At 68.5% G+C, this 9,121-nt stretch carries 8 protein-coding genes; 4 read left to right on the top strand and 4 right to left on the bottom strand.

What is annotated here, in order from left to right; translation table 11 throughout:
- Positions 1 to 363 precede the first annotated feature (363 nt).
- Together VGZ23_01420 and VGZ23_01415 are read right to left on the bottom strand one after the other, a co-directional pair.
- Positions 364 to 765 (bottom strand): hypothetical protein, encoded by a 402-nt coding sequence (locus tag VGZ23_01420; protein HEV2356264.1) that lies wholly within the window; start codon positions 763 to 765, stop codon positions 364 to 366.
- 38 nt (positions 766 to 803) lie between these two features.
- Positions 804 to 1,922 carry a site-2 protease family protein gene (locus VGZ23_01415; protein HEV2356263.1) on the bottom strand — a complete coding sequence of 373 codons (1,119 nt, stop codon included), beginning with the start codon at positions 1,920 to 1,922 and terminating at the stop codon, positions 804 to 806.
- A 488-nt stretch (positions 1,923 to 2,410) separates the two neighbouring features.
- On the opposite strand from VGZ23_01415, the gene VGZ23_01410 reads away from it, so the two are divergent.
- Positions 2,411 to 3,544, top strand: coding sequence for an MEDS domain-containing protein (locus tag VGZ23_01410; protein HEV2356262.1), 1,134 nt, complete (start codon positions 2,411 to 2,413; stop codon positions 3,542 to 3,544).
- Here VGZ23_01410 and VGZ23_01405 read toward each other — a convergent pair.
- A complete protein-coding gene (locus tag VGZ23_01405) occupies positions 3,528 to 4,913 on the bottom strand; it encodes a plastocyanin/azurin family copper-binding protein (GenBank protein ID HEV2356261.1) in 1,386 nt (461 codons plus the stop codon). The two genes, VGZ23_01410 and VGZ23_01405, sit on opposite strands and share 17 nt — an antisense overlap.
- A 120-nt stretch (positions 4,914 to 5,033) precedes the next feature.
- Positions 5,034 to 5,642, bottom strand: a complete 609-nt coding sequence (locus tag VGZ23_01400; protein HEV2356260.1) for an alkaline phosphatase family protein — start codon at positions 5,640 to 5,642, stop codon at positions 5,034 to 5,036.
- A 170-nt stretch (positions 5,643 to 5,812) separates the two neighbouring features.
- On the opposite strand from VGZ23_01400, the gene VGZ23_01395 reads away from it, so the two are divergent.
- From VGZ23_01395 to VGZ23_01385, 3 genes are read left to right on the top strand one after another with little or no spacing between them, the layout of a single operon-like run.
- Positions 5,813 to 6,550 (top strand): TIGR04282 family arsenosugar biosynthesis glycosyltransferase, encoded by a 738-nt coding sequence (locus VGZ23_01395; protein ID HEV2356259.1) that lies wholly within the window; start codon positions 5,813 to 5,815, stop codon positions 6,548 to 6,550.
- Entirely contained in the window at positions 6,547 to 7,932 is a 1,386-nt protein-coding gene (locus VGZ23_01390) for a glycosyltransferase 87 family protein (GenBank protein HEV2356258.1), read from the top strand. The genes VGZ23_01395 and VGZ23_01390 overlap by 4 nt, the downstream gene beginning before the upstream one ends.
- Positions 7,933 to 9,075, top strand: coding sequence for an NAD-dependent epimerase/dehydratase family protein (locus tag VGZ23_01385; GenBank protein ID HEV2356257.1), 1,143 nt, complete (start codon positions 7,933 to 7,935; stop codon positions 9,073 to 9,075).
- Positions 9,076 to 9,121 lie beyond the last annotated feature (46 nt).

The following is a 9,121-nucleotide window of genomic DNA, read 5'->3' as shown; positions in this document are numbered from 1 at the left end:
CGCGGGGATCGCGCTCGCCGCGTCCCTCTTGGGTGCACTCGTGCTGCTACCGGTCGCCATGGTGATCGTCGATCGGAACGCCATGCTCGAAGAAGCGTATCTGGAGCGGAGGTTCGGCGACGCCTACCGCGCGTACAAGGCTCGGGTGCGGCGCTGGGTCTAACCTGGGTCTTAGCGGTCCGGTCGCGCCCCAACCTCGGCACGGGATCTCCGGCCGCCCAAGGAAATGGCCAACTATCCCGATCGTCGAGGGGTCACACGAGGCCCCGAAATGGCCAAGTATCCCCGGGCAAAATGGCCAACTACGATGAAATCCTACCGTTTGAAGGCGGAGATCGCTTTGCTCTCCGCGCCTACCACGGGCTAGCGATTCTTTTCGGCTTCGCGCACGACATTGAGCGCGGTCTGCGCTTCACCCTCGACGATTGCCCAGTCGCCCGCCGCGGCGAGCTCGTGATTCGCGTGCTGCGTCACTTCATAGATCCGCGCCAACGCGGACTTGACCCGGTCGACCTCCTCCGCCGCGAGCCGCAGCGCCGCGGGACTGCCTCCGCCGGCGGGGATCGAGTCGAGCGCCCTGAGGGCGTCTCGATAGGCGCGCCGCGCCGCCACGTCCGGGCCGGTCGCGGGTGGGCCCCGCCGTGCCCTGCGCCGCGATGTGGCCGCGGCGGCCTTCCGCGCGAGCGCGATCCGCCTGTTGCAGCGTTCGATCCGCTTCTCAAGATGCACGCGTACTGCGTCCAACCCACCGGACACGCGTTCCATCGACTCCCTCCTCCTCACCACGGCGATCCGTACATGTCTCAGCGACCCAATTCCTGGAGGGTGCGGAGATAGCCGATCACGTCCGCCCGTGTGAGCATTCCAAGGGTCCGGCCGTCCTCCATCACCGGCAATTGATTCACGCCGTCACGATCCATCTCCGCTATGGCCTCCCACAATCCCGTCGTCGGCCTGATGCGCTTCACGCGCGCGATCGGCGTCATCGCGTCCGCGACCGTGGAGGTGGGCCATTTGTCTCGCGGCACCGCCGCGATCTGGTGCACCGTCACCAGGCCGACAACCTCACCGTCTTGTGTGATCAGAACGACTCGGTTCCCGCTCCCCAAAACATGATCGTCCACCAAGTCTTGGAGACGGGTGGCCGCGGGCGCACTGACGTAGTGTGGGTTCATCGCCTCCGAGGCCGTGTGGCCGGCCAGCAGGCTTCCGACGACCTGCTGCTGGACCTGCGCGCTCGCCGCGTTCTCGAGGAACCAGCCGATGAACGCGATCCAGAGCCCGTTGCCCAACTGGCCCGCAAGAATCTGGGCGGCGCCCCACACGATAAAGACAAACCCGATAAAGCGCCCAACCGTGGCGGCGGCCAAGGTCGCCCTGCGGAGGCTGTGCGTGGAGTTCCAGACAACAGCTCGAAGCACCCGGCCGCCATCGAGCGGGAACCCCGGAATGAGGTTGAAGACCGCGAGCGCGCCGTTAATGTAGGCGAGGTACGTCGTCAAGGCGAACACCGGGCTCACGGCGGCCACCGCGGGCCGCAAGAGAGCGAAGCCGAGGGCCAGCGCGCCGCTGACGGCGGGACCGGCGATTGCGATCCAGAACTCCGCGCCCGCGCTGTGCGGCTCTCCCTCGATCTGCGATACCCCGCCGAAGATGAAGAGCGTGATGCTGCGGACCGGGATTTGATAGCGTATCGCCACCACCGAATGCCCCAACTCGTGAAGCAGGACGCAGACGAAGAGCATCAGGGCGGTGATCGCGCCCATGATCCAGTACTCAGCACGAGACCACGTGGGGTATGCGGCCGGATAATAGCTCGAAGCCAGCGCCCATGTGAACAACACAAAGATCAGGAACCATGAATAGTCGAGGCCGATCGAGATCCCGAAGATCCGCGCCACGGGAACGGAGTGTCGGGTCATGACCTGCCCTTTGTCTAAAGGTTTCTACTTCCGGCGCGAGAAAATAACGAAGGCGCGCACCCACCGGCTTCTCACCGTCTTCGGCCCCCGCCGCCGGTGCCTACAGCCCGCCAGCCGTTCTCCGGAGTTACCCCCGAAGTACACTTAACCAGCTTTCGGCGTCCACGTACGAAAGCGTTTGAGTCGGCTACTCTGCCGGAGAGCTTGCGCCTCCGCTCCTCATTCATACGCCAATCGTGCGTATCGCGCAAGCCCGAACTGCGGTTCGAGGTTAACCGGCGGATGGGCATCGTGCGTTCCGCAGCGGTCATCGCCGCGGTGCACGCACCGGTGCGCCGGAACACTCGCCGCGCCGACCCGCCTCTCATATGCCGGCGCGACGGTTTGGCAGGGGCGGAATGGGATGACGCGAAGTGCTGCCGACACTTGATCATCCTGAATCGGCGAACACGCGTGCGAGTCGCCGGCCCGGCGAAGGAGCGGTAACGATGGCGGTGACGGTGAAGGGCGGCCGGCACGCCTTTCCGGAAATAGCACCCGGGGATCACATCATTTTCATCTACGAGGATGCCTCCAGGCTTTTCGCATTCGTTGCCCCGTTCATCAAGAAGGGTTTGGCCGACGGCGAGCGCTGCGTGTACGTCGCCGCTGAGTCAAGGCCTGCCGACGTTGTCGAAGCGCTGTCCGCGGGCGGGGTGCGGGTCGACCAGAAGAAGAAGCGCGGAGCCTTCGCGCTGCTGACCCCGCGGGAGCACTTCGGCTTGCCGGCGTTCGACCCAGTGCGCACGACCGAGCGCCTGCGTCAGGAGCTGGCAGAGGCCACTTCCGCCGGGTTCACGGGCCTGCGGGTGGCCGCCGAAATGACGTGGGTCGGCAAGGCGGGGGTGCCGGAGGAGGCGCTCGGGGAGTATGAGGCGCTGCTCGAAAATGTCGTCGGCCCCGGCCGCGCCACGCGGGCATGCATCTATCGGGAAGACCGTTTCGACCCCGCGGTTCTGGAACGACTGGTGCGCACACACGGCAAAGTTGTGGCGGACGACTACGTCTACCTGAGTCTCAGCGCGTTGTTCCGGAGCCTCGCCCGGATGGATCTGCAGGGGCTCGCGCAGTCGGCCCATGAGCGGGCCGCCCGTAAAGGGGAACCGTATTTCCGGCAAGGGGATCAGGCCACGGACGTCTACTTCCTGACGGCCGGCCTGGTGAAACTCGTTCGAACCGATCCCGACGGACGAAGCGTGATTCTACGCATCATCGCGCCCACGGAGCCGTTCGGAGACCGCGTCCTTGCACTGGGGGGGACCGTCCGGCTGGCCTCGGCGGAGGCATTGGAGGATTCTCGGGCTCGGCCAGTACGTCGGCCGCAAGACCCGCCGCGGCGCCGTCATCGAGGTGCCGCTCTCGCGCCGCGATCTTGCCGAGCTGGTCATCACCTCGCCGTATACGGTCAGCCGGATCCTTGCGGAGTGGCGACGCCTCGACATCCTCGACGCGCAGCGGACGCGGATCGTCGTCCGAGACCTGGAACGCCTGGCCGCGATCGCAGAATAGCGCTTCGCGATGGATCCGGGAGCGGCCGGACCCGGTGTCCGACCGCCCCCGCCTCAGCTACCGCGTTACGATGAGTTTCGCCCGCATGAACGGATGGTCATCGCATTGATAGACGAAAGTCCCCGGCGTGGTGAGCGTCACCCTCATGGTTCCGCCCGGGACCACCTGACCGGTGTCCCAGAGCTTGCCCTCCGTCGTCTGCGCGGTCGCGGTGTGCGGTACGGGATCGTCGTTGATCCAGGTCACCGCGTGGCCCGCCGCCACGGTCACGGTCTGTGCGCCGAATGAAAATGCCCGGATGTGGATCTGAGCGTCGCCCGCCTTCGCGGCCGGGGCCGGCCGAAGCGGCCGCCCGGCAAATCCCGCCGCGCCCTCCGCGGCCGAAAAGGGCGTGTATTGGCTCATCGCCCCCGGTCCCGGCTGCAGCGAGATCTTGCGCGGCAGGCCGCCGACGGGAAGCGTCGCAACAACCTTCTTGGACGCCACGTTCACCACGGACAGGGTGTTGTCGCCTTCGTTGGCCACGTACGCGAGCTCGCCGTCCGATGTGATCGCCACCCAATGCGGGAACCTGCCGACCGCGATGTCGGTGCGCACCTGTCGCGACGCGAGATCGACGACCGCGAGCCGGCCGCTGCCCTGCACGACCACCAGTGCGGTCCGGTGGTCCGGAGTGAACGCCATCTGGTGCGGGATCGGACCGACCGTGATCCGCCCCGTGATCGCACGGGTCGCCCTGTCCAAGATATAGACCGCGGCGCTGTTGGCGACGGTAAAGTAGAGTGACTTGCCGTCGGGTGCGAGGAACAAGCCGCGCGGCGTCTTATCGAGGGGCACGCGCGCGGCGATCCGCCGGTTCGCGACATCCAGCACGACGATCGCATTCCCGTTGGGAACGTCCTGCGCCCCGACATACGCGGTGCGCCCATCCGGAGCGAGGGTCACGCCGTGGGCCTTGGCGACCGCGAACTGCGCCTCGACGGTGAACGTCGCGGTGTCGATCAAATCCACCTTGTCGATCCCGAACACGGCGACCAAGAGCGTACGGCCGTCGCGCGAGAGCGCCATGCCCTCGGGAAATTTCCCGACGTCGAGTGTCTTGATGACCGTGTCGGTTGTGGTGTCGACGACGCTGACCGCGGTCGCGTCCTCGCTCGACACGTAGACCCGGCGGCCGCCGGGGGCCACGATGACCGCTTCGGGCCCGGCAGGCACTTTGATCGTCCGAAGGAGACGCCCGGTTGACGTGTCGAGCACGCCGACGGCGTCGTCGCCGTACAATCCGATGTACGCTTTCGGGCCGCCGGCGACCGCGGCCGCCGTCGCCGGCGGCCCGGCCGGAGCATCCCACATGACTCCGGCCAGCACGACCAGCGCGGCGGCACACACCCGCACGCTTTGACTCCGAAACCGGCCAGCAAACACCGCGAACCCGTTGGACACGGACCATCCTCCCCGCCATGCATATTGAACCGGCCGGCCGCGGACCATCGTGGACCGCGCGAAGCCGCTTCTTCCAGCGGATACACTGGAGATCCGGGGCTGGATTGGATCCGGTGGACATCAGTGAGACCTCGAGACCGCACCGGCGGCCGCCGGGTGTGGCCGTTGCGGGCTGGGGTTGGTGGCGGGCCGCGGGTTGAAATCGGCCGGGATCTCGTTGTGGACCCCCAGCCCGATATCCGTCGGGACGATGCCGACGCTCCGGCATGACATGCCGCTCGCCGCGGGGAGACGCGTGACGTTCTGGTCCGGGATCTCCACGTAACCCGCCGGGAGCGGCGCGGCCTGCCCGGCCAGCCGGGCGGGGTCGAACGCTCCGACGAGGTCGTCGATCCCCGGGGTCATCGCATCGTCAGGCCCGAGGTTATCTTGGTGGAATACCTGCCGTCCCGTCACCCGTGCCGCCGCCTCGTCGGGGAGTTGCGCCAGCGGAGTCAGGACGAACAACACGTCGGCGAACTTGACGAGCGAGGCCTGGCTGCCGGCGGCGGGCTCGACGGCGTGGGCCCGCGCGAACGGCGAGAGCATGATCAGCGGCACCCGCGGACCATTGCTGACGACGCCGCCGTCGGGGCCCCATTTGGTCACCGGCGGCGGCACATGGTCGTAATCGCCTTCAGAGTCGTCCCAGGTGATGACGATCGCGCGCCGGCCGCGACCTTTATGCAATCATCATAGTCGCCGGTTAGATTGCTTGTTGGGCATCCGGTCGGGGCCGGCGGTTCCTCCGGGCGCCTAGATCGCTCGACCCGGCAGGCGGAGGTCACGGCATTGGAGGGCAGGCACGGGACCACCCCGGAAGGAACGACCGGCTACCATCGCGTAGTCGCCGGGGTCGAATGACCTCCACGTGCGCACTCGCCATCATGACGAAGGCGCCGACGGCCGGCAGCGTCAAGACGCGGCTCTCGCCTCCGCTCACCCTAGACGAGGCGGCCGGGCTCTATGCGTGTTTTCTCAAGGACACGGCGGAGAGCATCGCGGCGTTCGGCGCCGCGGGCCGCGGCGCCGGCGTCGCCGTCTACACGCCGGAGAGCGCCGAGGCGCTCTTCGGCCGGCTGCTGCCGCCGGACTTCGGGCTGATCCCGCAGCGCGGCGAGGGCCTCGGCGAGCGCCTGCTCAATGCCGCCGCCGAAATTCTGACGGCAGGCTACCGCTCCGTGTGTCTCATCGATTCGGACAGCCCCACGCTGCCGCCGGCGGCGCTCGAGGCGGCGATGGCCGCGCTCGCGCAGCCCGGCGAGCGGGTCGTGCTCGGGCCGGCGGACGACGGAGGTTACTACCTGATCGGCATGACCGCGGCCCGCCCGCGGCTGTTCGCGGACGTCGCCTGGAGCACGGACCAAGTCCTGACTCAAACGATCGCGCGGGCGCGGGAGACCGGACTGGAAGTCGTGCTCCTGCCGCGCTGGTACGACGTGGATGACGGCGCGAGCCTGCGCCGGTTGTGCGAGGAACTGGTCCCCGACCACCGGGCCGGCACTCGCCCGCCGGGGTATCACGCGCCCCACACGCGCGACTACCTCCGGCGGCTTCTCGCATCCGAGCACGAGCGCATCCTGCTTCGCGTGTCTTGAACGTCTCCCTGCCGGCCGCGGTCCGGCGAACGGCCGCCGGCGAGACGACCGGCGCGGTGGCGCTGCTCGGCGTGCTCGGTGCGCTGGCCGTGGCGTCGTATCTCTACGCGGTTCAGACGCGGATTCGGGAGATCGCCGCGCTCAAAGATGTTGCGTTCGTGCAGGCCGTCTTATTTCTCTGTGCGGCCGCCATCGTCTGGCGCGTGCGGCTGCGCGGTCCGGCGTTTGCGATCATCTTGCTCGTCGGAGTGCTGTGCCGCGTGCCGCTCGCGCTCGCGCCGCCGCGCTTTTCGGACGATGTGTATCGCTACGTGTGGGACGGCCGGGTGCAGGCCGCCGGCATCAACCCGTACCGGTACGTGCCCGCGGACCCGGCGCTGGCGCGGCTGCGCGACGCGGCGATCTACCCGCACATCAACCGCCGGGACCACGCGCGCACGGTCTATCCCCCGGTCGCACAGATGATGTTTCTCGCGTTCACGCGCGTCAGCGAGACGGTCTCCGGTATCCGGGCGGGCGCGATCGCGTGCGAGACCGTCACCGTGGGGATGCTGACGATCCTGCTCGGCCGGCTCGGACTGCCCCGCAGCCGGGTGCTGCTGTACGCGTGGAACCCGCTCGTGATCTGGCAGTACGCTGGGGACGGGCACATCGACGCGGCCGCGACCGCGTTCGTGGCGATCGCGCTGGTGGCCCACGTCCGGCGCTGGGACGCCCTCACGGGTGCGGCGCTGGGGTGCGCCACCTTGGTAAAATGGTATCCGGCGGTCCTGTTTCCGGCCCTGTCTCGTCCCGGCGCGTGGAAGATGCCCGCCGCGCTGGCGGGGGTGATGGTGGCCGGGTACCTCCCGTATCTCGGCGCGGGCGCGGGGGTGCTCGGATTTCTTCCGGGATATGCGCAGGAGGAGGGGCTGCTGAGCGGGCACCGCTTTTTTCTCCTCAGCGTCGCGCGGGCAACGGGCACCGCGCTGCCCACGCCGGTCTACGTCGCGGCCGCGCTCGCGACGCTGCTCGTCATCGCCGTTCGAGTATGGCGCCGGTCGGACCGGACCGCTCTTGGAGACATCCGGGGCGCGGGACTCCTCGCGGCCGTCTTCATGGTGCTGATCTCGACCCACTATCTATGGTATTTTGGGTGGCTGGCGTTGTTTCTGGCCGTCGTGCCCTCGGTCTCGCTGCTCTACCTCACGGCCGCGGCGACGTACCTATTGGCCGCTCTGGGGCCCCGGACGCTCGGCGCCGCCGGCGGGCCGCCGTTGTTCGACGCGGCGCTCTACGTGCCGTCGGCGGCGCTCGCGCTCGCACACCGCCGGCGCGGCCTCCCTGAGCCGGCCCGTCAGGACCACCTGGATGCGCCCGGGTGGGCCGGGACGGAGACGTAGGTGACGGCAACCGGACGACATCGCCCGCGGGCGCTCGTGACCGGTGGCGCCGGTCTCATCGGCTCGCACGTCGCGGATCGCCTGCTGCGCGACGGGTGGGTGGTTCGGATTCTCGACAACCTCGAACCGCAAACGCACCGGAACGGCATGCCGGCGTGGGTGGCGCGCGACGCCGAGTTCGTCCGCGGGGACATCCGTGAACGCGCGGCGGTCGCGGCGGCGCTCCAAGATGTCGACGTCGTGTTCCACCAAGCCGCCTACGGGGGCTTCATGCCGGAGATCGCCAAGTACCTGGAGGTCAACGGCGCCGGGACGGCCGGCATGCTGGAGTTGATCCGCGATCTCAATCTGCCGATCCGAAAGGTCGTGGTGGCGTCTTCGCAGGCCGTGTATCCCGAGGGGGCCGCGACGTGCGGCCGCCACGGCCTCGTCTTTCCGAAGGGGCGGCCCTTCGAGCAACTCCGCCGCGGCGATTTTGCGGTCCGTTGCCCGCACTGCGGCGGGCCGACGATCCCGGCGCCGACCCCGGAAGACGCGCCGCTCGCCGGCGAGACCGTGTACGCCATCAGCAAGGTCGCCCAGGAACGCCTGGTGCTGACGTGGGCGCGGCAGTCCGGCATCCCCGCCGTCGCGCTGCGGTACTCGTGCACGTACGGACCGCGCCAGTCGATCTTCAATCCCTACACCGGCGTCATCGCCATCGTCTGCACGCGCCTGCTAACGGACCAGCCGCCGGTGGTCTATGAGGACGGCCTGCAGACGCGCGATTTCTGCTTTGTCGAAGACATCGCGGACGCCAACCTGCTCGCGGCGACCGGCGACGCATGGGACGGACTCCCGGTGAACGTCGGGAGCGGCGCGGCGACCAGCATCAAGGATTTGTGCACCGTGCTTTCCAACGCGCTGGACGTCCGGCTCGATCCCCTCGTGCGGGGCGAATTTCGGCCCGGCGAGATCCGCCACCTCACCGCCGACATCTCCCGGGCGCGGTCGGCGGGATATGCTCCGCGGACCGATCTCGCCGGGGGTGTCGAACGCTACCTGGGCTGGATCAAGACGCAGGCGGACGTGCGCGACTACTTCACCTCGGCCGAAGCGGTGCTGCGCGCGAAGGGAATCGTCCATCGTGTGTCCGTCGTCTGACGAGGGCCGCCGCCCCCGCGGCGGCGGGTGGGTCTCGGTGGTCGTT

Source organism: bacterium, from assembly GCA_035945995.1.
Taxonomy (GTDB): Bacteria; Sysuimicrobiota; Sysuimicrobiia; order Sysuimicrobiales; family Segetimicrobiaceae; genus DASSJF01.
Note: the sequence above shows the minus strand (reverse complement) of the source record. Positions and strands in the feature narration are given on the sequence as shown.